The organism is Variovorax sp. PBL-E5 (assembly GCF_901827185.1).
Taxonomy (GTDB): domain Bacteria; phylum Pseudomonadota; class Gammaproteobacteria; order Burkholderiales; family Burkholderiaceae_C; genus Variovorax.
In genome coordinates, this window is sequence record NZ_LR594671.1 from 4282059 (window position 1) to 4303330 (window position 21272).

General features: G+C 69.5%; 18 protein-coding genes and 1 pseudogene. 3 read left to right on the forward strand and 16 right to left on the reverse strand.

All coding sequences use genetic code 11. The annotated features are described in order from the left end of the window. The first annotated feature begins 57 nt into the window (after positions 1-57). A complete protein-coding gene (locus WDLP6_RS20740) occupies positions 58-357 on the forward strand; it encodes a hypothetical protein (protein ID WP_162593869.1) in 300 nt (99 codons plus the stop codon). Then, positions 354-653, forward strand: coding sequence for an ORF6N domain-containing protein (locus tag WDLP6_RS20745; RefSeq protein WP_232077169.1), 300 nt, complete (start codon positions 354-356; stop codon positions 651-653). Before WDLP6_RS20740 ends, WDLP6_RS20745 begins: the two co-directional genes overlap by 4 nt. Here the strand turns inward: WDLP6_RS20745 and WDLP6_RS20750 are convergent. From WDLP6_RS20750 to WDLP6_RS20785, 8 genes and pseudogenes are all read right to left on the reverse strand, one after another. After that, positions 650-2122 (reverse strand): N-acyl-D-amino-acid deacylase family protein, encoded by a 1473-nt coding sequence (locus tag WDLP6_RS20750; protein WP_162593870.1) that lies wholly within the window; start codon positions 2120-2122, stop codon positions 650-652. The two genes, WDLP6_RS20745 and WDLP6_RS20750, sit on opposite strands and share 4 nt — an antisense overlap. Continuing rightward, positions 2115-3014 (reverse strand): MurR/RpiR family transcriptional regulator, encoded by a 900-nt coding sequence (locus WDLP6_RS20755; protein ID WP_162593871.1) that lies wholly within the window; start codon positions 3012-3014, stop codon positions 2115-2117. The genes WDLP6_RS20750 and WDLP6_RS20755 overlap by 8 nt, the downstream gene beginning before the upstream one ends. Before the next feature lie 11 nt (positions 3015-3025). After that, complete coding sequence (locus tag WDLP6_RS20760; RefSeq protein WP_162593872.1) at positions 3026-4324, reverse strand: amino acid deaminase; 1299 nt, start codon at positions 4322-4324, stop codon at positions 3026-3028. Then, entirely contained in the window at positions 4321-5295 is a 975-nt protein-coding gene (locus WDLP6_RS20765) for an ABC transporter ATP-binding protein (protein WP_162593873.1), read from the reverse strand. The genes WDLP6_RS20760 and WDLP6_RS20765 overlap by 4 nt, the downstream gene beginning before the upstream one ends. Before the next feature lie 23 nt (positions 5296-5318). Continuing rightward, complete coding sequence (locus WDLP6_RS20770; protein WP_162593874.1) at positions 5319-6350, reverse strand: ABC transporter ATP-binding protein; 1032 nt, start codon at positions 6348-6350, stop codon at positions 5319-5321. Further along, positions 6350-7189 carry an ABC transporter permease gene (locus WDLP6_RS20775; RefSeq protein WP_162593875.1) on the reverse strand — a complete coding sequence of 280 codons (840 nt, stop codon included), beginning with the start codon at positions 7187-7189 and terminating at the stop codon, positions 6350-6352. Before WDLP6_RS20775 ends, WDLP6_RS20770 begins: the two co-directional genes overlap by 1 nt. Positions 7190-7199: 10 nt before the next feature. After that, positions 7200-8140, reverse strand: a pseudogene (locus tag WDLP6_RS20780) (ABC transporter permease). Positions 8141-8148: 8 nt separating this feature from the next. Continuing rightward, a complete protein-coding gene (locus WDLP6_RS20785) occupies positions 8149-9717 on the reverse strand; it encodes an ABC transporter substrate-binding protein (protein WP_162593876.1) in 1569 nt (522 codons plus the stop codon). A 160-nt stretch (positions 9718-9877) separates the two neighbouring features. Between WDLP6_RS20785 and WDLP6_RS20790 the strand changes: the two genes are divergently transcribed. Continuing rightward, positions 9878-10264 (forward strand): RidA family protein, encoded by a 387-nt coding sequence (locus WDLP6_RS20790; protein ID WP_162593877.1) that lies wholly within the window; start codon positions 9878-9880, stop codon positions 10262-10264. 19 nt (positions 10265-10283) lie between these two features. On the opposite strand, the gene WDLP6_RS20795 is transcribed toward WDLP6_RS20790, so the two are convergent. The 8 genes from WDLP6_RS20795 to WDLP6_RS20830 form a co-directional block, all read right to left on the reverse strand. Beyond that, positions 10284-14660, reverse strand: coding sequence for a DEAD/DEAH box helicase (locus WDLP6_RS20795; RefSeq protein WP_197910180.1), 4377 nt, complete (start codon positions 14658-14660; stop codon positions 10284-10286). A 44-nt stretch (positions 14661-14704) separates the two neighbouring features. Continuing rightward, a complete protein-coding gene (gene trxC / locus WDLP6_RS20800; RefSeq protein ID WP_162593878.1) occupies positions 14705-15154 on the reverse strand; it encodes a thioredoxin TrxC in 450 nt (149 codons plus the stop codon). A gap of 28 nt (positions 15155-15182) precedes the next feature. After that, complete coding sequence (locus tag WDLP6_RS20805; RefSeq protein ID WP_162593879.1) at positions 15183-15761, reverse strand: uracil-DNA glycosylase family protein; 579 nt, start codon at positions 15759-15761, stop codon at positions 15183-15185. A 36-nt stretch (positions 15762-15797) separates the two neighbouring features. Next, positions 15798-16310 carry a peptide-methionine (S)-S-oxide reductase MsrA gene (msrA, locus tag WDLP6_RS20810; protein ID WP_162593880.1) on the reverse strand — a complete coding sequence of 171 codons (513 nt, stop codon included), beginning with the start codon at positions 16308-16310 and terminating at the stop codon, positions 15798-15800. A 109-nt stretch (positions 16311-16419) separates the two neighbouring features. Next, positions 16420-17226 (reverse strand): IclR family transcriptional regulator, encoded by an 807-nt coding sequence (locus WDLP6_RS20815; protein ID WP_232077171.1) that lies wholly within the window; start codon positions 17224-17226, stop codon positions 16420-16422. 145 nt (positions 17227-17371) lie between these two features. Beyond that, complete coding sequence (locus tag WDLP6_RS20820; protein WP_162593881.1) at positions 17372-18481, reverse strand: ABC transporter ATP-binding protein; 1110 nt, start codon at positions 18479-18481, stop codon at positions 17372-17374. 17 nt (positions 18482-18498) lie between these two features. Further along, positions 18499-20226 carry an ABC transporter permease gene (locus WDLP6_RS20825; RefSeq protein WP_162593882.1) on the reverse strand — a complete coding sequence of 576 codons (1728 nt, stop codon included), beginning with the start codon at positions 20224-20226 and terminating at the stop codon, positions 18499-18501. Beyond that, positions 20223-21272 (reverse strand): ABC transporter substrate-binding protein, encoded by a 1050-nt coding sequence (locus WDLP6_RS20830; protein WP_162593883.1) that lies wholly within the window; start codon positions 21270-21272, stop codon positions 20223-20225. Before WDLP6_RS20830 ends, WDLP6_RS20825 begins: the two co-directional genes overlap by 4 nt.

The window sequence follows — 21272 nt, forward strand, 5'->3', positions numbered from 1 at the left end:
GGAGACAGGGGGTGATTAAACTACGGCCGCATCGACCCCTTCCCATTGCCATATCCGATGCTTCATTTCCACCGCCTCATCGCCCTTGCAGGCCTCGCGCTCCTGCTGCCCCTTTCCACCCTCGCCGCATCGAGCGACGCCGCCGACATGAGCGGGCGCTACATCGACATGCAGCGCTGCATGGAGCGCACCATGGGCAAGAACTGGCAGCAGCGCTACGAGGTCGAACTCGCGCGCAACCGCTGGGGCGCGACCGAGCCCACCGGCCCGTCGATCGACAGCGCGCCGCTGGTGGTGCGGATGACGGACATGCGGTGCCGGCGGGAGGTGAACATCGAGACTGAACCGCGGCCTTGAGCACAAGAGCCTCCGACTCACCGCTGCAACCGCACATCGAGAGCCGCATCCTGGCGCTGCGCGAACAGCGCGTGATGCTCGATGCCGATCTGGCTGTGCTCTGCGACGTGCAGACCAAGGTGCGGGTCCAGGCAGTCAAGCGCAATGCCGAACGCTTTCCAGCGGATTTCATGTTTCAGCTCTCTCCCGAGGAGTGGGCGGCTTTGAGGTCACAAACTGTGACCTCAAACACGGGCCGCGGCGGCCGGCGCACTGCGCCCTATGTGTTCCACTCGGACGAACGCACGGCCCGCTAGGCCGCACGCGTCAACATTCGCCCCGCACGCGCCAGAACCTCGGGCTTTTCCTCCGTACCCCGAAACGCGCAAACCCCATTCACGAACACCCGCTCGATCCCCGTGCTCGCACTGCGCGGCCGGTCGTAGGTCGCGGTATCGGCAATCGTCGCCGGATCGAACACCACCACATCCGCAAACGCACCGACCTTCAGTTGCCCGCGATCGGCGATGCGCAGGTTGCGCGCCGTCATCCCCGTCATCTTGTGCACCGCCTGCTCCAGCGTGAAGAGCTTGCGCTCGCGCCAGTAGCGCGCAAAGACGCGCGGGAACGCGCCCCACAGACGCGGATGCGGATGGCGGTCGTGCGGCAGGCCGTCGCTGCCGATCATGGTGCGCGGATGCGCGATCACCCGCTCGACGTCCTCCTCGTTCATCTGGAAATAGCAGGCGCCGCCGGGCTGCAGGCGGCGGCAGGCTTCCTGCTGGTCCACGCCCCATTCGCGCGCCACGTCGGCGAGCATGCGGCCGGTGACGCCAGGATGCGGATCGGACCAGGTCAGCAGGATGTCGATCACGCCGTCGACCAGGTCCTCGCGCAGCACGGTGGAGCCGGCGACGTAGGGATAGACATCGAGCGCGATATCCTGCCGCCCGCCGAGCGCATCGATCAGCGGCAGCGTCTCCCGCGTGCGGCCCCAGTTGGCGGGGCCGGCGCACTTGTGGTGCGAGATCACCAGGGGCACGCCGGCATCGAAGGCGCTGTCGCCGGCTTCGTGGATGGCCTCGATGATGGCCGCCATCTCGCTGCGCAGATGGGTCGCATAGACGCCGCCATGGCGCGCGACGATGCGCGCGAGCGCGGTCACTTCCTCGGCCGGCGCGGCGAAGGATTCTTCATAGAACAGTCCTGACGAGAGGCCGTGCGCGCCTTCCTTCATGCAGTCGTCGAGCAAGGCCCCCATGCGCGCGAGCTCGTCGCCGGTCGCGGCCCGGTCGAGCGCATCCATGGTCGCGAAGCGCAGCGTGGTGTGGCCCACGAGCGAGGCGACATTGAGCGCCGGCTGCGCCGCATCCACCGCCGCGCGGTACTCGGCCATCGTCGCATGCAGGAACGAGTCGATGCCCAGCAGCGTCAGCGGCGGCCGGCTCTGCGCCGTGCGGTAGGGCGCGAGCGAGATGCCGCAGTTCCCGGTGACGACGGTCGTGATGCCCTGCGAGATCTTCGGCAGGCACAGCGGGTCGCGCATCACGATCGCGTCGTCGTGCGTGTGGGCATCGATGAAGCCGGGCGCGATCACCTTGCCATGGCAACCGATGGTGTCGAGCGCGGCGGGGTCGATGCCTTCGGGCAAGCGCTGGCGCAGGCCTTCGCCCAGCGCGACGATGCGGTCGCCGACCCACAGCACGTCGCCCGGCCAGCCCGGGTTGCCCGTGCCGTCGACGACGAGGCCGCCTTCGAGCAGCGTGGCCTGTGCGCGTTCAGCCATGCTTGACGCCTCCGCCATCCCAGCTCTGCAAGGGATGCGCGCGCGCATCGATGCCGTGGCGCTGGAAGGCCTCGCGTGCGCGCTGCAGCCGCTGCACCGCGGGCTCGCCGCGGCGCTGCGCGACCAGCACGGTGAGGATCTCGATCACCGTGAGGTGCGTGAGGTAGGCGTCGATGCCGACATGCATCACCGCGTCGTCGGGCACCGACAACGCCAGCAGGAAATCCGCGCGCGCCGCGAGCGCCGTGCCGGGCCGCGTGATCGCGACCACCTTGGCGCCCTGCCCGCGCGCGATGTCGACCGCATCGAGCAGCGAGGGCATGCCGCCGACGTGCGTGATCGCGATCACCACGCCGCCGGGCCGCTGCGCCGCACCGGCCACCTGCTGCAGGTGGTAGTCGGACCACGCATTGGCCGACAGGCCGAGGCGGAACAGCCGCGCCTGCAGGTCGCTGGCCATGAACCACGAGGTCGCGCCGGCGCCATACAGGTCCACGTGCGGCGCCGCGGCGATCGCGGCCACCGCGCCGTCGAGCACCCCCATGTCGAGCTGGCTGCGCACGCCCGAGACGGATGCGGCCGCGCTGCGCGAGATCTTGGCGACCACTTCGTCGGCCGCGTCGGCGATGTTCACGCGCCGATGCAGCGGCGAACCGCCGAGCGCGAGTTCCTGCGCGAGCGCGAGCTTGAATTCGCGCAGGCCCGCGAAGCCGAGATCGCGGCAGGTGCGCATGATGGTCGGCACCGAGCTGCGCGAGCGCTCGGCCAGCGCTTCGAAGCTTTCTTCCAGCACGCGGTCGGGGTCTTCGAGGATCAGGTCGAGGATGGCGCGCCGCGTCGAGGGCGCGTTGTTGCGCACCTCGGCCATCTTCTGGAGCAGGGACGATGTCATGAGCGGCCTGTTCAGAAATGCATCGACACCGCGTCGCTCACGCGGTAGTCGTCCTCGACGATCGGCATCCAGTGCCACTTGTCGAAGGTGGTGCACGGGTGCGAGATGCCGAAGCCCACACGCTCGCCGACCACCGGTGCCAGCGCATCGTCGGCCGCGTCCCAGCGCAGGTAGCCGTGCTGGTCGTTCAAGGCCGTGATCTCCCAGCTCGCCGGCACCACCGAGGCGGCGCGCGCGCCGCGCGCCGCGCGTGCGATCGGCACCGGCATCGAGAGGTCGAAGGAGACGTCGCGCTTGCCCATGGCGACGATCGCCAGAAACGGCTCGGGACAGGACTGCACCGTGGCCCAGACTTCCATCGCGGGGCGCAGGCTTTCGCCGGCCGCGCAGCCCAGGCGCGCATCGATCGATACCTGCAGCCGCTGGTAGGTGCCATGGTCGTGCGTCACGTAGCAGCCCGAGCGCAGCAGGCCGCGCACCGGCAGGCCGAGCGCCGGCTTCAGGCGCGCCGCGACCAGGTCGTACAGCGCCGAGCCGCCGGCCGACACCAGCACCTCGCTGCCTTCGAAAAGGCCGTGTGCCTCGCAGTGGCGCGCGACGGCTTCCACGCGGTCCATCAGCGTGTTCGTGTAGTCGGTGTCGGGGCGGCTCTCGCCGGTCGCGCCCTGCCCTTCGTAGCATTCGATGCCGGCCAGCCGGACCGCCGCGCTGGCATGCACCGCGGTGGCGAGCGCGATCGCTTCCTCGTGCGTGCGGCAGCCGGTGCGCGCGCCCGCGACGCCGATCTCCAGCATCACCTCGAACGGACGGCTGTCCGCATGGCGCGCAGCCCAGCCCTCGATCAGCGCGAGCTGCGCCGGCGAGTCGACCAGGAACACGATGCGCAGTCCCTCGTGCGCGCGCAGCAGCAGCTGGATGCCGGCCAGGTCCTCGTCGCTCACCACCTGGTTGGCGATCAGCGTGCGGCGAGCGCCGGCGGCGACGCCGACCGCGAGCTGCGTGACCGTCGCGAAGGTCAGGCCCCAGGCGCCGGTATCGAGCTGGCGCCTGAAGAGCTGCGGCGACATCGTGGTCTTGCCGTGCGGCGCGATGTCGATGCCCCATTGCCGCACGCGCGCCTGCATCCACGCGAGGTTGTGTTCCAGCGCCTCGCGCTTGAGCAATGCGAGCGGCAGCGGCAGGTCGCCGGCCAGCACGTTCCATCCGGCGGCGCCGATCTCGCTGCGCCGGCGCGGCGCCTGCGTGCGCGGGTAGCCCTTGAAGCCGGTGTCGAACACCGGATCGATGAGGTTGTCGTGTTCCATGGTCATGTCGATGCGATCTGAATCAGGTCCTTGCGGATGCAGGCGGAAAAATGGCCAGGCGCCAGCTCGTCGAGCGGCGGCACGGTTTGCGCGCAGGCTTCGATGGCATGCGGGCAGCGGGTGCGGAAGACGCAGCCCGAGGGCGGCGCCATCGGGCTCGGGATGTCTCCCTTCAATGCGACATGGTCGTTGGGCAGCAGCGGATCGGGCTTCGGGCTCGCGGCCAGCAGTGCCTGCGTGTAGGGATGCAGCGGGCGCTCGAACAGCTCGGCCGTGCTCGCCACTTCCATCACCTTGCCGAGGTACAGCACCACCACGCGGTCGCACAGGTATTCGACCACGTCGAGGTCGTGCGAGATGAAGAGCATGGTGAGCGACAGGCGCTCGCGCAGGTCGGCCAGCAGGTTGATGACCTGCGACTGGATCGAGACATCGAGCGCCGACAGCGGCTCGTCGGCGACGATGAACTCGGGCTCGACCGCGAGCGCGCGCGCGACGCCGATGCGCTGCCGCTGGCCACCCGAGAACTCGTGCGGAAAGCGGCTCGCATGCTCGGCGCGCAGGCCGACGGTCTCGAGCAGCTCGGCGATGCGGCGTTCGCGCGCGCCCCGCCCCTTGGCCAGGCCGTGCGTGGACAGCGCCTCGCCGAGGATCGCACTGATGCGCATCTTGGGATTCAGGCTCGCATACGGATCCTGGAAGATGATCTGCAGCTTGCTGCGCAGCTTGCGCATCTGGCCGCCCGAGAGCCTGCCGATGTCGTCGCCGCGATACAGCACTTCACCCTCGGTGCGCTCGACCAGGCGCAGCAGCGTGCGGCCGATGGTGCTCTTGCCCGAGCCCGATTCGCCGACCAGGCCGAGCGTCTCGCCGGCACGGATCGCGAACGAGACATCGTCGACGGCGCGCACCGGGCGCTCGCCGCTGCCGAAGTATTTCTTGAGGCCTCGGACCTCGATCAGCGGAACGGTCTGCATGGTTGGATCGCCTGCCATCAGGTTCATGCGGCGCGCGCCAGCGTGGCTGCAGCGGGCACGCGGATGCAGCGCGCCTGCCGGTCGGCCTGCGTGTCGATCAGCGGCGGTATCGCTTCGCGGCAGGCCGGGATCGCCTGGTCGCAGCGCGGCTCGAAGGCACAGCCCGGCGGCGGCGCGAGCGGGCTCGACACCTGGCCTCGGATCGCGAACAGGCGCTTCGGCCTCGGCTGGCCGCGCAGATGGGCCTTGCCCGGCAGGCATGCGAGCAGGCCCTGCGTGTACGGATGCTCGGGCGCGGCGAACAGCGGCCGCACCGGCGCGCGCTCGACCACGCGCCCCGCGTACATCACCACCACGTCGTCGGCATGGTGCGCAACCACGCCGAGGTTGTGCGTGATGAAGAGGATGCTCATGCCGGTCTCGGCCTGCAGCCGGCGCATCAGCTGAAGGATCTGCGCCTGGATCGTGACATCGAGCGCGGTGGTCGGCTCGTCGGCGATCAGCAGTGTCGGATCGCAGGCCATCGCCAGCGCGATCATCACGCGCTGCCGCATGCCACCCGAGAGCTGATGCGGGTACTCGTGCAGGCGCCGCGCCGCGGCCGGGATCTCGACCAGTTCGAGCATGCGCAGCGCATGCGCGAGCGCCGCCTTGCGGTCCAGGCCCTTGTGCAGGCGCACGCTCTCGGCGATCTGCTCGCCGATGGTGAACACCGGGTTGAGGCTGGTCATCGGCTCCTGGAAGATCATCGCGAGCTCGTTGCCGCGCAGGCGCCGCATGTCGCGGTCGCCGAGCGTCAGCAGGTCGACCGTGCGGCCGTCACGCGTCGCGAAAGCGGTCTCGCCGGTGACCTGCGCGTTGGCGGTCTTGGGCAACAGGCGCATCAGCGTCAGGCTGGTGACCGACTTGCCCGAACCCGATTCGCCGACCAGCGCGGTGGTCTTGCCCGGCAGGATCGAGAAGCTGACCTCGGCCACCGAGCGCACGAGGCCTCCTTCGGTCGGGAACGAGGTGCCGAGGTTGCGAACCGCGAGGCGTGAAAGGGTGTTCGTCATCACGCGGCTTTCTTGAGTTTGGGGTCGAGCAAGTCGCGCACGCCATCGCCGAGCAGCTGCAACGACAGCGCGGTCAGGATGATCGCCACCCCCGGGAACAGCACGACCCAAAAGGCCCGGTCCGCATACTGCTGGCTGCCCGCGACCATGGTGCCCCAGGTCGGAATCTCGGGCGGCACGCCGACGCCGAGGAAGGACAGCCCCGCCTCCGCCAGGATCGCATACGCAAAGATGAAGGACACCTGCACCAGGATCGGCGACATCAGGTTCGGCAGGATGTGGCGCCACAGGATGCGCGAGGTGCGCACGCCGAGCGCACGCACCGCCTCTACGAACAGCAGCTCGCGCACCACCAGCGTCGAGGCGCGCACCACGCGCGCCACGCGCGGCGTGTAGACCAGCACCAGCGCCAGCACCACGTTGCCCAGCGAGGCGCCGAGGATCGCCACCAGCGCGATCGCCAGCAGGATGTCGGGGAAGGACATCATGGCGTCGACCACGCGCATCAGCGGCGCATCGAGCCGACGGAAGAAGCCCGCAATGAGCCCGAGCGCGGTGCCGGCGATCACCGAACCCAGCGCCGTCAGCGCCGCGATCGCCAGCGAGTAGCGCGCGCCATGGATGATGCGCGCATACATGTCGCGGCCCAGTTCGTCGGTGCCCAGCAGATGTTCGGCACTGGGCGGCTTGAGACGTTCGAGCACGGCCGTGTCGTTGGGGTCCGCCGAGGCGAACCACGGCGCGCCGATCGCCAGCACCGCAATGATCAGCAGCACCACGGCCGACACCATGACGATGCGGCGTTGCATCAGCTGGCGCAGCATTCTCGGAAGCTTCATCGTTGCGCCCTCAGACCTTGACCCGCGGATCGACCGCGACGTACAGCAGGTCGATCGAAAAATTGATCAGCACATAGACGCCGCGATCACCAGCAGCGCGCCCTGGATCACCGGGTAGTCGCGCCGCAGCACCGCGTTCACCACCAGGCTGCCGACGCCGGGCAGGCCGAACACCGTCTCGGTCACGACGGCGCCGCCGATCATCAGCGCGGCCGTCAGGCCCAGCACCGTGACGATCGGCACCAGCGCGTTGCGCAGCGCGTGCTTCAGCACCACCGTGGTTTCGGCCAGGCCCTTGGAGCGCGCCGTGCGCACATAGTCCTCGCCCAGCACGTCGAGCATCGAGGCGCGCGTGAAGCGGATGATCAGCGCCGAGTTGAGCAGCCCGAGCACGGTGGCCGGCAGGATCAGCGCATGCAGGCGTTCGGCCAGCGGCGCATCGGGCGCGCCGTAGCCCGAGACCGGAAACCAGCCGAGCGACACCGCGAACATCTGGATCAGCACGATGCCGAGCCAGAAGCTCGGAATGCTCGCGCCCAGCATCGCGATGCCGGTGAAGAGCTGGTCGACCACGCGGCCACGGAACACCGCCGAGACGATGCCGCAGGGCAGCCCGATCAGCGCCGCGATCGCGACCGCCATCAGCGACAGCAGCGTGGTCGGCTCGGCGCGTTCTGCCAGCGCCTGCGTGACCGGCCGCTGCAGAAAGATCGACTGGCCCAGATTGCCCTGCAGCACCTCGCGCAGCCAGTAGCCGAACTGCACCGGCAGCGGCTTGTCGAGGCCGTATTCCTTCTGCACGCGCGCGATGTCGGCGGCCGTCGCCTGATCGCCGAGCAGCACCGAGATCGGATCGCCCGACGCGGCGCGCGTGAGGATGAAGACCAGCACCGCGACGATGGCGAGCACGACCAGCATGCCGGCCGCGCGGGACGCGAGATAGCGCAGCATGGCCGGGCTTACTTGATGCGTGCGTTCCAGAAGAAGGGCCAGGTGGCCGGCTGGTAGTTGTCGAGTGCCGGGCTCTTCGCCGACAGCCCATTGAACTTGCCCACGTTCACATACGGCACTTCGTCATACACGGCCTGCTGCACCTTGCCCCACAGCGCCCCGCGCTTGGCCGGGTCGCTTTCGAGGTTGAAGGCCTGCAGCGCGGCCTTCTTGGCCGGCGTGTTCCACCAGCCCGGCGCATCGTCGCCCAGTTGCGGCGGCGACAGCATCGGCTCCGGGAACTGGCCCGAATGCGTGACGTAGATGTCCCACAGCTTCGGATCGTTGCGGCGCTGTACCAGCGTGGCCCAGTCGACCACGTCCAGTTGGACCTTGAAGCCGGCGCGCTTGAGCTGCTCGGCCATCAGGAGCGCCATGTTGTAGTGGAAGTCGTACTGGCGGCTGGTCAGCACGCGGATCGGTTCGCCCTTGTAGCCGGCCTTGGCCGCCATCTCCTTGGCCTTGGGCGCGTTGCGCTGGTTGTAGAGCTCGGTACCGGCGGTCGAATAGAAAGGCGAGCCCTTCGGGAAGTGGTTGCCCTCGGCGACGAAGAAGCGGTTGTCGCCAAAGCCGGCGGCCAGCATCTCGCCCTCGCCCAATGCGGTCTGGATCGCCTGCCGGATCGGCTGGCTCGCGGCCACGCCTTCCTTGGTGTTGAACACGAGGTAGGGAAAGCCGAAGGCCGGCGTCATGATCGGCACCGTCTTGCCGCCGGATTTCTCGAGCCGCGGCAGCGCTTCCACCGGCAGCAGGTCGGCATAGTCGTACTGGCCGGCCAGCGCGCCCTCGACACGCGTGCTCGCATTGGGCACCGGCACGAAGCGCAGCTCTTCGATGGCCGCCTCGCGCTTGCCGCCGTAGCCGCTGGCGGGCTCCTTGCGCGCGCTGTACTTGTCGAAGCGCGTGAGCAGCACGTACTGGTCGGGCTTGCGTTCCTTGAACTTGTAGGGGCCGGTGCCGACGAAGTTCGTCAGCGGCTGCGCGATCGACTCCTTGGCCATGATCGCCGCCATGCCGCTCGGCAGTGCGAGCTGCGCGAGCAGCGGTGCATAGGGCTCCTTCAGCACCAGTTCGACATTGAGCGGCCCCTTGGCCTTGAGGCTGTCGATCTCCTTGCCGACGGCCTTGCCGCGCGGCGACTGCTCGATCCAGCGCTGCAGGCTCGCGACCACGTCGTCGGCGTTGAGTTCGCGGCCGTTGTGCAGCATCACGCCCTTGCGCAGGGTGATCGCGTAGGTCTTGCCGTCGGCCGAGATCTTCGGCATCGACTCTGCGAGCATCGGCACCACGTTCCACTTGCCGTCGAAGGTGTAGAGCGTCTCGTAGACGTGCTGCATGATCGTGCCGACGAGGTCGGCGGTGGACGCCATCGGGTCCAGCGTCTGCGGCTCGGCGACCATCGCGAGCGTCGCGTAGTTGCGCGGCGCCTGGGCCTGCGCGGGCGCCACCGCGCACAGCAATGCGAGCAGGCCGGCGCCGAGCAGGCTGCGCTTCGAGAGGGAGGCGCAGAGGCCCGGAAGAAAAGCGTCGTGAGGCATGGGGAGCTCCTGTCGTTGATCGCCGAGTTTGAAAATTAATTTCTTCGACGGCGACTTTGAGGCAGAGACTTCGCCAAATCACCAGTAGAAACCCTAGAGATTCTGGTTTTTACTGAAATATACTTTCATATCCATCGCCCACATCCACGGAGATCTTTCCATGCCTCTCGAGTACCTCGGCACCTCGCCCACCGCCTCGGACCGCCAGGTCCGTCCCTTCTCGCCGGCCGTGCGCGCGGGCGATTTCATCTATGTGTCGGGCCAGGTGCCGGCCGGCGCGGACGGCGAGATCGTCACCGGCGGCATCGAGGCGCAGACGCGCCAGGTGATGGAGAACCTGAAGTCGGTGCTCGCGCTGGCCGGCGCGGGTTTCGACGATGTCTGCAAGACCACCGTGTGGCTGCAGGACGCGCGCGACTTCGGTGCCTTCAACCGCGTCTACATGGGCTACTTCGGCAACGGCCGCCCGGCCCGCTCGACCACCGAGGCGCGGCTGATGGTCGATGCCAAGGTCGAGATCGACGTGGTGGCCTACAAGCCGACGTGAGGCAGCGCGCGCCGGCCGCTCAGCCCGCGGCCGGCAGCAGCGCCCGATCGAGAAATCCGATCGACGGCGCCAGCGCAAGCGCCCTCGCCGCTGCCTGCGCCTCGCCGGCATCGAGCGGCACGAGCAGTTCGACCTGATCGGCGATCCGGGTCGCGATCGGCAGCCCGCCACGGTACAGCACGCGCGCGCCCGGCACCCGCGCCACCCGGGTGCCGGGCAGCACGCTGCCCAGCAGGTTGGCAGGGTCGGCCGCAGCCAGGCAGACCAGCGCATCGTCGGCCGGCCGGCGCCGCACCTGACGCATCAGGCCGATCGCCTCGGGCAATGCGAACTGTTCGCCCGACAGGCCGGCGATGAAGCGGCCGCCGCGGATCTCGCCGCGCGCCTCGAGGCGGCGGCAGGTCCGCACGAGATCGCGCCATGGCGGCAGCCAAGCGGCCTCGCGCTCGATCAGGTGCCAGCACAGCACGCCATAGCGGCGCAGCAGCACGCGCGCTACCTGCTCGACGGCCTCGGGCGCGACACGGTGCGCCGCCTCGGCCGCGTCGCCGGCAGCGTGCGCGGGCCGCGTCAGCAGCCAGCGGCCCGCATCCTCGATGCCGAACAGCGCGACGCGGCGCCGGCGCTGCGCATGCGCCGACGGGCGCTTCGACGCCGGCACCAGCAGCGCGCGCAGGCCCGCGTAGCTGTCGCAGCGCACGCGGCCGCGCGCGACGAGTTCGCTCAGCGCATCCTCGACCTCGGCGCGCAACAGGTGCGCGCCATCGACGATCTCGTCGAAGAAGGACGCGCCGTGCTCGCCCAGATAGGCGGCGACGCGACGGGCGCGCGAGCCCAATGCCGCATCGTCGACGGCCGGCGGCGCGAGCTGATTCCACAGCGGCGCCGCCTTGCGCGGCAGCACGAGCACCGGCGTCGAACGCAGCGACACGGCGCCACCGCCCGAACGCGCCTCGCCGGGCGAAGGCCGCAGCCGCGTCCAGAACACGCGTCCCGCAGTGCAGAGATCGTCGAGCCACGCGCTCCCGTAGTCGTTGACGCGCGCGGGCAGCAGCTCGGCCTCCCACAGCGCCGCAGGCGCCTCGTAGCCTTCGAGCTGCGTCAGCACGCCGGCCAGTGCCTCGGGACCGCTGACCCGGGTCGACGGACTCACATGCTGCCACTCGAACAGGAAGCGCTGGAAGTCGCGCGGCTCGACCGGCTCGATCTCGCGCCGCAGGCGCCCGAGCGTGTAGCGATGGATGCGCGCCAGCAGATGCCGCTCGCACCACTCGACGGCCGGCGCGCCCGGCGTGAAGCGGCCTTGCAGCACATAGCCTTCGGACTGCAATCCGAGCAGCGCCGTATCGATCTCCGAAGGCGGCAGCCGCAGTTGCGCAGCCAGCACATCGACCGCGGTCGGGCCAAGGCCGCCGAGGCGGGAGCGCAGCAGATCCTTCAGCGCGGCCTCGCGGCTTTCGGGCGGCTGCGCGCAGCCGCGGGGCGCGACGACGGCCGGCTGCATCGCGGCCTCGGGATAGAGCACGCGCGCCAGCGCAAGACCTTCGGCCGCCACCCACAGGCCCGTGTCCGATGCATCCTCGCTCGCCAGCGACAGCCGCGTCGCGCGACCGGCACGCGCCAGCGCCGCGAGCCATGCGGCCCAGTCCGCATGCCGTGCGACCTCGTCGTCGGTGACGACGCCGAGCTCGGTCAGCGCCTCGTGCATCTCGTCGGTCGCGCGCGGCGCGGGCCAGGCCTCGGCGCGCACGCTCTCGATCGCCGCCGGGTCCAGCCGGCCGATGTCGTCGGCGCTTTGCGGATCGGCATGGCGCCGGTTCTGCACCGCCTGCGTGCGGCGTTCCTCCAGCGGCGCATCGTCGAGGAAGGCATAGGGCTTGGCGTTCAGCACCTCGGCCGCGAACGGCGACGGCGCCGGCAGGTCGCGCGCCACGACCTCGATCTCGCCCGCTTCGAGACGCCGCAGCAGGCGCAGCCAGCCCTCGGCATCCATCGCCTCGTAGAGGCAGTCGTGCAGCGTCTGCGCGACCAGCGGATGGTCCGGCACCTCGCGTTCGCCGGCGATGTTCTCGGCACACGCGACCTGGTCCGGGAACACCGAGGCCAGCAGGTCCTCCGACTTCATGCGCTGCAGCTGCGGCGCCACCTTGCGGCCGCCGACGAAGCGCGGCAGCGCCAGCGCGGTGGTCGCATTCCAGCGCCAGCGCACGCCGAACAGCGGCGCGTCGAGCAGCGCCTGCACCAGCACGTCCAGTGCCGTGGCCGAATGCAGATAGCGCGCGACCTCGGCCAACGGAAAGCTGTGGCTGGTGGCGAGCGAGAGCACGATCGCATCCTCGGTCGCGGCCGCCTGCAGCTCGAAGTTGAACTGGCGGCAGAAACGCTTGCGCAAGGCCAGCCCCCAGGCGCGGTTGACGCGGCTGCCATGCGGCGAATGGACGATCAGCTGCATGCCGCCGGATTCGTCGAAGAAACGCTCGAGCACGATCCGCTGCCGGGTCGGCAAGGCGCCGAGCGCGGCGATCGTGCGGCCGAGGTAGTCGACGATCTGGCGTGCCGATTCCGCGTCGAGTCCGATCGCGTGCATCAGCCAGTCGATCGCGGCCTCGGTGCCGTCGTTGCCGATGCGCTGCTCGACCTCTTCGCGCAGCCGCGAGACGCCCAGCGACAGCTCGTCGCTGCGCCCCGGCGCCTCGCCGAGCCAGAACGGGATGTTGGGCGCGGCGCCCTTCGCATCTTCCACGCGCACGCGGCCCGGCTCGATCCTCAGGATGCGGTAGCTGGTGTTGCCGAGCTGGAACACGTCGCCGGCCAGGCTCTCGACCGCGAAGTCCTCGTTGACGGTGCCGATCTGGTGTGCCTGCGGTTCGAGCACCACGGTGTAGTCGCCGGCCTCCGGAATGGTGCCGCCCGAGGTCAGCGCCGTGAGCCGCGAACCCTTGCGCTCGCGCAGCAGGTGGTGCACGGCATCGCGGTGCAAATAGCCGGCGCGCGGCCCGTTGCGCGTCGCGAAGCCCTCGGCCAGCATGCGCACCACGGCATCGAAGTTCTCGCGCGTGAGATCGGCGTAAGGCCACGCACGGCGCATCAGCGCGAACAGCACGTCCTCGTCCCATTCGCGGCAGGCGGTCTCGGCGACGATCTGCTGCGCCAGCACGTCGAGCGGCGCGGGCAGCACGTGCAGCGCATCGAGCTCGCCGCGCCGGATGCAGTCGAGCAGCGCGGCGCATTCGACCAGCTCGTCGCGCGACTGCGGAAAGAGCCGCGCCTTCGGCACCCCGCCTACCGCATGGCCCGAGCGGCCCGCGCGCTGCAGGAAGGTGGCAATGGAGCGCGGCGAGCCGAGCTGGCACACGAGATCGACGTCGCCGATGTCGAGGCCCAGCTCCAGCGACGCGGTGGCGACCAGCACCTGCAGCTCGCCGCGCTTGAGCCGCTGCTCCGCATCGAGCCGCGCCTCCTTCGCGAGGCTGCCGTGGTGCGCGGCCACCGCCTCCTTGCCCAGCAGTTCGCCGAGGTGGCGCGACGCGCGCTCGGCCATGCGCCGCGTGTTGACGAAGACCAGCGTGGTGCGGTGCTCGCGCACCAGCGCGGCAACGCGCGCATAGACCTGCGCCCACTGGTCGGTCGACATCACGGCACTGAGCGGCGCCGGCGGCAGCTCGAGCGCGAGGTCGCGCTGCTTGCGGTAGCCGATGTCGACGATCTCGCAATCGGCCACGCCATCGGTGGTCGCGCCGGCGCCGACCAGGAAGCGCGCCATCTCGTCGATCGGCTTCTGCGTCGCCGACAGGCCGATGCGCACCAGCCTGCGTTCGCACAGCGATTCGAGCCGTTCGAGCGACAGCGCGAGGTGGCTGCCGCGCTTGCTGGCGGCCAGCGCATGGATCTCGTCGACGATCACCGTGCGCACCGGCGCGAGCATCCTGCGGCCGGAGACCGAACCCAGCAGCACGTAGAGCGACTCCGGCGTCGTCACCAGGATGTGCGGCGGCTTGCGCAGGTTCTGCTGACGGTCTTTCTGCGACGTGTCGCCGGTACGCACGGCGGTGCGGATCTCGACATCGGGCAGGCCGAGCGCGGCGAGTTCGGCGCGAATGCCCGCGAGCGGCGCTTCGAGGTTGAGGCGGATGTCGTTGGACAGCGCCTTCAGCGGCGAGACATAGACCACCGCCGTCTCGTCGGACAGGCCGCCGGGCTGCAGACCCGCGCGCACCAGCGCATCGAGCGCGGCGAGAAAGGCCGTCAGCGTCTTGCCGGAGCCGGTGGGTGCCGCGACCAGCGTGTTGCGTCCGGCATGGATCGCCGGCCACGCGGCAGCCTGCGCCTCGGTGGGCGCCGCGAAGGTCCGGCCGAACCAGCGGCCGACGGCGGGATGGAAGTCTTCGGGCAGCACGGGTTCTCCGAAGGTCGGGCCGCTGGCGCGGAACTCAAGGCGGCTCAGGTGCCGGCAGCCGCCGACTTCGCCTGGACCCACCGCACGATGTCGGACGCACCCATGGCGCCGGCCTGCCGTGCCACCTCGCGGCCACCGCGAAAGAGCGCCAGCGTCGGAATGCTGCGGATGTCGAAGCGCCGTGCCAGCGCAGGCACGGCCTCGGTATCGACCTTCGCGAGCCGCACATGCGGCTCCAGCCGCGCGGCCGCCTGCTCGAAGCCGGGCGCCATCTGCAGGCAGGGCCCGCACCACGGCGCCCAGAAATCGACCAGCACGGGAATCTGGTTGCGCGCGACATGCTTGTCGAAAGCCGCTTCGTCCAGGGCGACGGAATGCGCCTCGAACAGGGGGCGGTGGCAGTGGCCGCAATCGGGCGCGCTGGCCAGCTGCTCGCTGCGCACGCGGTTGGTGGTCTGGCAATGGGGGCAGACGATGTGCAGCGCGTCGTTCATCTCGAATTCCTTGTCTGTCATCCGGGCATCACGCCAGCACCTCGGCCACGCGTTCGCGCAGCATCGGCACGATCTCGGTCTCGAACCACGGATTGCGCTTGAACCACAGGTTGTTGCGCGGGCTGGGATGCGGCAGCGGCAGCATCGCGGGCCAGTGGCGGCGCCAGCCCTGCACGACCTCGGTCAGCGACGCGCCCTCGTTCGGCAGATGCCAGGCCTGCGCGTACTGGCCGATCACCAGCGTGAGCCGCAGATGCCTGAGCCTCGCCAGCAGGGGCGCGCGCCAGGCCGGCGCGCACTCCGGCCGCGGCGGCAGATCGCCGGACTTGCCGGTGCCGGGAAAGCAGAAACCCATCGGCACGATCGCGAGCCGCCGGGCGTCGTAGAAGACTTCGCGCGAGATGCCCATCCATGACCGCAGGCGATCGCCGCTCGGATCGTTGAAGGGGATGCCGGTGTCATGCACGCGCCGGCCCGGTGCCTGCGCCGCGATCAGGATGCGTCCCGACGGATGAAGCTGGAGCACCGGCCGCGGTCCGTGCGGCAGATGCTCGGCGCAGATCGCGCAGGCGCGCACGTCGGCGAGCAGCGAGGAAAGCGCGGCCACGGTGACTGCTCGTTCGCGCGTGATCGGCCCGTGGCGCTAGGACGCCGCCCCTGCGCGCACCGGAAGCCGCCAGCCGGGCCGGATGAAGTGGCAGGTGTAGCCGTTCGGGATCCGCTCCAGGTAATCCTGATGCTCGGGCTCGGCCTCCCAGAACGGACCCGCGGGCGCCAGCTCGGTGACGACCTTGCCGGGCCAGAGTCCCGATGCATCGACGTCGGCGATGGTGTCCTCGGCCACGCGCTTGTGTTCCTCGTTCGCGTAGAAGATCGCCGAACGGTAGCTCAGGCCGACATCGTTGCCCTGCCGGTTGCGCGTCGTCGGGTCGTGGATCTGGAAGAAGAATTCGAGCAGCCGCCGGTAGCCGATGCGGGCCGGATCGAAGACGATCTCGATGGCTTCGGCATGCGTGCCGTGATGGCGGTAGGTCGCGTTCGGCACGTCGCCGCCCGAGTAGCCCACGCGTGTGGAGATCACGCCGGGCTGGCGCCGCAGCAGATCCTGCATGCCCCAGAAGCAGCCGCCGGCCAGAATTGCGCGTTCTTCGCTCATTGGAATTCCTTTGCGTGGACAAGGCCGGCAAAACCTCCGGCCTTCGCTGTCCATGTGCATGGTAGCGAGTCCCTATTTCCCTGTTCCGGCCGCGGCCGGAACGGCGGCTTCAGCGGCGCGCCGAGATCACCGACGCGGCCGAGATCACGAGGTCGGAAATGCGGCGCTCGATGTCCGGCCCGGTCCAGCGCGGCTTCACCATCGCCACGTTGATCGCGGCGACGGGATGGCCTCGCGCATCCAGGATCGCGGACGCCGTCGAGATGTCGCCGAGGTAGTACTCCTCTTCCGTGTGTGCGTAGCCGATGGCCCGGATCTTCTCGAGCCGGGCCTTGATCGCGCGCGGCTGCACGACGGTGTGCGGCGTGTGCTGGACCAGCGTCGAGCGCGCGAGGATGGCATCGACCTGCTCGCCCGGCAAATGCGCGAGCATCGCGAGGCCCGGCGCCGTGCAGTAGGCGGGCGAACGGCTGCCGACCACCACGTTCGGATTGAGCACGTGCTGGCTGACGATGCGCTGCACGAAGACGATGTCCGTGCCGTCGAGCACGGTGACGTTGGTCGTCTCCGAGGTTTCGCGACTCAGCTGCAGCAGATAGGGCGTCGCGCGCGACAGCAGCTCGTTCGACGAGAGGTAGTGGTAGGCGAAGTCGAGCAGCCGCGGCGACAGTTCGTAGGACTTGTTCTCCTCGTCCTTCTTCAGGAAGCCCAGCTCGGCCAGCGTGTAGGTGAAGCGCTGCGCCGAGCTCATGTCCATGTCGGTCGCCGCGGCGATCTGCGACAGCGTCAGGTGGCGCTTGCTGCCGTCGAAGGCCGTCATGACCTTCATCGCCTTGTCGACGGAGTTGACGAAGAGCGAGGACCGGGCCGGCTTCGGCTGCGGCTTGGTTTTTCGAACGGGGGGAGGACGCGCCATTCGGCTTGCTATCGATGAGTGAGACTGCAGGGTTGCGGCGCTGCATAGGGACGACGCGCGTGCACCTTGCGGGAACGAGGCATTGTAGGTGGCATGGCGATGACGATTCCCTCTGGCAGCAGCCCGTGGCCGGCTCGCATGCGCGTCAATCGTCGAGCAGCGCGAACAGCGCGCCGGGCGTCGGCAGCACCCACACCCCGGTGCCGGGACTGTGCCTTTCTTCCGCAAAGGATTCGACCGCGATCTGCTGTCCGTCCAGGTCCACGAGGTCCACGCTGCTCGTGCCCTGGAAGACGCTGCGGATGACCCGCCCCGGCCGGCCGCCCGCGCCCGGCGTGCGCTCGATGCGGATGAGCGTGGGCCTGACCGCGACCGTGCAGCGCGCGCCCGCCGTCCAGTCGCGGCGCCATCCGCCGGTGCGCAGGGCGCCGACGATCGTCTCGACGACGATCTCGCGGCCTTCCACCGACCGCACCGTGCCTTCGAGCAGATTGGGGATGCCGACGAAGTCCGCGGCGAAGCGGGTCCTCGGCCGCTTGTAGACATCCTCGGGCGATCCGGTCTGCTCGATCCTGCCGGCGCGCATGACGACCACGCGGTCGCCGAGCGTCATGGCCTCCAGCTGGTCGTGGGTCACGTAGATCGAGGTGAAGGGCGCCTGCTGCCGCAGTGCCAGCAGCTCCATGCGCATGCGCTCGCGCAGCCGCGCATCGAGGTTCGACAGCGGCTCGTCGAACAGGATCGCGCGCGGCGTGCCGACCATCGCGCGGCCCAGCGACACGCGCTGCTGCTGCCCGCCCGAGAGTTCGTGCGCGAAGCGGCGGCCCATGCCGCCCAGCCCCACCCATTGAAGCATCGATTCGACCTTGGCCTCGGTCTGCGCCTTCGACAAGGCGCTGGCGGCCAGGGGGTAGGCGATGTTCTCCGCGACCGTGAGATGAGGCCAGAGCGCATAGCTCTGGAACACCATGCCCAGCCGGCGCTTCTCAGGCGGCACGTTGGTGCGCGTCGCGCCGTCGAAGACGGCATCGCCATCGATGGCGATGCGCCCCGCATCCGGCGTGACCAGCCCCGCGATCGAACGCAGCACCGTGGTCTTGCCGCAGCCGCTCGGGCCGAGCAGCACGGTGCACTCGCCGGCCGGAAAGTCGAGCGTGAAATTGTCCAGCGCGAGCGCGCCCGCATCGCGGCCGTAGCCCTTGCTCAAGCCGGCGACCGACAGGCCGGCCTGCGGCTGGTGCTGCTTCGATTCCATCGTTGGCATTCCTCGCACTAGGCCGGCGTGAAGCGGGCGAACTTCCAGAGCAATGCGACCGGCACCAGGCCCAGCACCATGAGCAGCAGCGAATACACCGCCAGCTCGGGATAGAAACCGCTCGACCAGACATCCATGAGCCCGACCGACAGCACGACGGTGCTCGGGTTGTAGAGCAGGATCACCAGCGATATCTCGCGCAGGATCACCACGTACATCAGGAGCCAGCAGCCGATCAGCGCCGGCCGCATCAGCGGCAGGTCGATCCTGCGGACGGTGCCCAGCCAGGCCTGGCCGCCGATGCGCGAGGCGTCCTCCAGGTCGGTGTGGATGCGGTGCAGCGCGCTGCCCACGAACTGCATCGCCACCGGAATGTGCGCCGTGACGAAGGCCAGCAGCAGGATCCACAGGGTGCCGTAGATGCCGCCCGGCACCAGGATCCACAGGCTCAGGATGCCCACGCCCAGCGCGATGCCGGGCATGCCGAGCGGCAGCACCATCGCATAGTCGACCAGCGCCGCGAAGCGCCCGCGCAGCCGCAGGACGTACCACGCGAGCGCGACGGCCAGCGCGACGCACACCGTCGCACCCAGCAGCGCCAGCACCAGGCTGTGCTGCACCGAAGGCCAGACCTGCGGATACTCGAACAGCACGTACCTGAAGTTGCCGAGCGTGAAGTTCTCGGCCTTGAGGGCGTGCGGCGCCCAGTACTTCATGAACGCCATCGAGCCCACCGCCAGCAGCGGGAACAGCGACGAGCAGAACGCGAACACCAGCGCCAGCACCGCCAGCGGATGGCGCAGCCTGCCGAGCGGAAAGCGGGTGATGCTGGAGCCCTTGCCGCCCAGGATCGTGAAGCGTGCGCCGCGCGACAAGGCCCTGCGCTGGAAGAAGATGCACAGCAAGCCGACCGCCACCAGCAGCAGCGATTGCGCCGCGGCCAGACCCGGGCGCGGCGGGAACGAACTGGAGTTCTGCCAGATCAGGCTCGGCAGCAGGTAGATCCTCGCTTTCAGCCCGATGGTCGAGGGGATGATGAAATCGCCCGCGCTCATGATGACCACCAGCAGCAGCGCCGCCAGCAGCGCCGGCCGCTGCAGCGGCAGGATCACGGTGCGCAGCAGGCGCAGGCGGCCGGCGCCCGAGACCCGCGCCGCTTCCTCGACCGCCGCGTCGCTGTTGCTGAAGCCCGCCGCGACGAGCAGGTACACGTAGGGCGTGAGAAAGAGCCCGGTCACCCAGATGATGCCGGCCATGGTGTTGACGTTCGCCAGCACGGTGCGCGAACCCGTCACCGCGGACGCCATGATGTTGAGATAGCCGGCGCTGGGGTCCGCGATCGCCACCCAGCCGACCACCAGGATGAAGGGCGGCACCAGCATCGGCAGCAGCGCCAGCATGCCGACGAAACGGCTGCCCGGCATGTCGGTGCGCGTGGCAAGAAAGGAAAGCCCGACGCCGAGCACCATCGCCAGCAGGCTGGAGCCCGCGGTGTAGATCGCCGTGTTGACCAGCGCTTCATGGCTGCGCGCCGAGTTGAAGACCGCCAGCAGCCATTCGGCGCTCAGGCTGCTGCCGATGTCGTCCTTCGAGATGCTGCGCAGCACGACGAACAGCACCGGATAGCAGACCATCAGCACCGCGAGCGCGGCGACGGCGGACAGCACGACGCGGTCCCAGGCGATCGTCCGCGTGCCGGCCGCGGGCCCGGCGCGCGGCGCGAGCGATGCATCGGTCGTCGTCATTTGACGTACTTGTCCCATTCGGCCAGCAGCTTCGGCGTGTCGGCGATGATCTTCTTGTAGTCGGGCTGGCTGAAGGTGTGCGTCTTGCCCAGCTCGGCCAGCGATCCCGCCTTCGGCGCGCGCGCATCCGGATGGGTCGGTATCGTCGCGCCGGCCACGTTGATGAGGCTCTGCCCTTCCGCCGAGCACGCGAAATCGCAGAACAGCCGCGCCGCGTTCGGATGCGGCGCCTTGGCGAACACCGAGATGTTGCCGCCGAACAGCACCGTGTTCTTCGGCACCACGCCGGCGATCGGCGCGCCCGTGTCCGCCATCTGGATCACGCCGAAGGAGTTGGTCAGGCCCATGTCGATCTCGCCGGAGACGATGGCCTGCGACATCGCATTCGTGCTGGCGTAGAGCTTCGGCTGGTTGGCGCCGAAGCCTTGCAGATACGAAGGGCCGTAGAGCTTGTCGACCATCACCAGCCACGCGAGCGTGGTGGCCGTCACGTGCGGATCGAGCGAGCCGAAGCGGCCTTTCCATTTCGGATCGAGCAGGTCCTTCCAGTCCCTGGGCGCATCGGCCGCCTTGACGGTGCCGGTGTTCCAGCCGAGCTGCGCCATGTACATGCGGATCAGCGTGTACGACGGCGCCTTGTACGCGGCATCGATGGCCGCGCGCTCGGGCGAGTCGTAGTCGGCGAGGTAGGGCAGCATCAGGCTGAGCGCGGGTTCCTCGATGATCAGCGCGTCGGCCTGCGTGCGGCCTGCCGACTCCTCGGTCTGCACGCGCGTCGCGACGTCGGCGGAGCCCGCGCGGTACACCGAGACGTTGATGCCGTACTTCTTCCTGAACGCCTCGGCGATCGCATTGGACGGCCCGGTGGAGGCCGAGCTGTACAGGCTCACCGTGCCCTCCTTCTTCGCGGCCTCGACGATCTTCGGATCGCTCGCGGCCAGCGCGCGCGGCGCTCGCCACAGCGCGCCCGCACCGGCCATCGCGGCGCCGATTTGCAGGAAGGTCCGGCGATGGACCGGGGATGAGACCTGGAGCTTCGACGTCAT

What these genes read in the sequence shown, in the direction of transcription:
- WDLP6_RS20740 (WP_162593869.1), top strand. Translation starts at nt 58, where the DNA reads ATGCTTCATTTCCACCGCCTCATCGCCCTTGCAGGCCTCGCGCTCCTG.
- WDLP6_RS20750 (WP_162593870.1), bottom strand. Translation starts at nt 2,122, where the DNA reads ATGGCTGAACGCGCACAGGCCACGCTGCTCGAAGGCGGCCTCGTCGTC.
- WDLP6_RS20755 (WP_162593871.1), bottom strand. Translation starts at nt 3,014, where the DNA reads ATGACATCGTCCCTGCTCCAGAAGATGGCCGAGGTGCGCAACAACGCG.
- WDLP6_RS20760 (WP_162593872.1), bottom strand. Translation starts at nt 4,324, where the DNA reads ATGACCATGGAACACGACAACCTCATCGATCCGGTGTTCGACACCGGC.
- WDLP6_RS20765 (WP_162593873.1), bottom strand. Translation starts at nt 5,295, where the DNA reads ATGCAGACCGTTCCGCTGATCGAGGTCCGAGGCCTCAAGAAATACTTC.
- WDLP6_RS20770 (WP_162593874.1), bottom strand. Translation starts at nt 6,350, where the DNA reads ATGACGAACACCCTTTCACGCCTCGCGGTTCGCAACCTCGGCACCTCG.
- WDLP6_RS20775 (WP_162593875.1), bottom strand. Translation starts at nt 7,189, where the DNA reads ATGAAGCTTCCGAGAATGCTGCGCCAGCTGATGCAACGCCGCATCGTC.
- WDLP6_RS20785 (WP_162593876.1), bottom strand. Translation starts at nt 9,717, where the DNA reads ATGCCTCACGACGCTTTTCTTCCGGGCCTCTGCGCCTCCCTCTCGAAG.
- WDLP6_RS20790 (WP_162593877.1), top strand. Translation starts at nt 9,878, where the DNA reads ATGCCTCTCGAGTACCTCGGCACCTCGCCCACCGCCTCGGACCGCCAG.
- trxC (WP_162593878.1), bottom strand. Translation starts at nt 15,154, where the DNA reads ATGAACGACGCGCTGCACATCGTCTGCCCCCATTGCCAGACCACCAAC.
- msrA (WP_162593880.1), bottom strand. Translation starts at nt 16,310, where the DNA reads ATGAGCGAAGAACGCGCAATTCTGGCCGGCGGCTGCTTCTGGGGCATG.
- WDLP6_RS20815 (WP_232077171.1), bottom strand. Translation starts at nt 17,226, where the DNA reads ATGGCGCGTCCTCCCCCCGTTCGAAAAACCAAGCCGCAGCCGAAGCCG.
- WDLP6_RS20820 (WP_162593881.1), bottom strand. Translation starts at nt 18,481, where the DNA reads ATGGAATCGAAGCAGCACCAGCCGCAGGCCGGCCTGTCGGTCGCCGGC.
- WDLP6_RS20825 (WP_162593882.1), bottom strand. Translation starts at nt 20,226, where the DNA reads ATGACGACGACCGATGCATCGCTCGCGCCGCGCGCCGGGCCCGCGGCC.
- WDLP6_RS20830 (WP_162593883.1), bottom strand. Translation starts at nt 21,272, where the DNA reads ATGACGTCGAAGCTCCAGGTCTCATCCCCGGTCCATCGCCGGACCTTC.